Origin of the sequence: Pseudomonas sp. SIMBA_067, assembly GCF_046534675.1 — a bacterium.
Classification (GTDB): Bacteria; Pseudomonadota; Gammaproteobacteria; order Pseudomonadales; family Pseudomonadaceae; genus Aquipseudomonas; species Aquipseudomonas putida.
Map to the genome: position 1 here is coordinate 1 of NZ_JAWRYH010000682.1, position 261 is coordinate 261.

Below are 261 nucleotides of genomic sequence, written 5' to 3' on the forward strand. Positions count from 1 at the left end.
TGTGCCCAGATCTCCGGCGCGGTGCTGGTTTCGTGGGCCATGGGGTTGGCAGGGTTGTTGAACTGGTCGGCGAAAAACGAGCCGGGAATGTCGTTGGCCAGGCGTGCGGCCACGTCCTGGTAGTACTCGGGGTGGCCCTTGCCGACGTCGGAGCGGGTGATATGCACTTCGGCTCCCATGGCCTTGAGGTGCAGGACCTTTTCGGTGGACATCTTGTCGGGCACCACCAGCACCACGCGGTAGCCCTTGGCCCGGCCCACC

1 protein-coding gene is annotated in these 261 nt (G+C 65.1%); it reads right to left on the minus strand.

Annotated features, from left to right (window positions below; genetic code table 11):
• Nucleotides 1-261, minus strand: a 261-nt coding sequence (locus tag SB765_RS30860) for a pyridoxal-phosphate dependent enzyme (RefSeq protein WP_410932652.1), incomplete at both ends; no start/stop codon positions are given.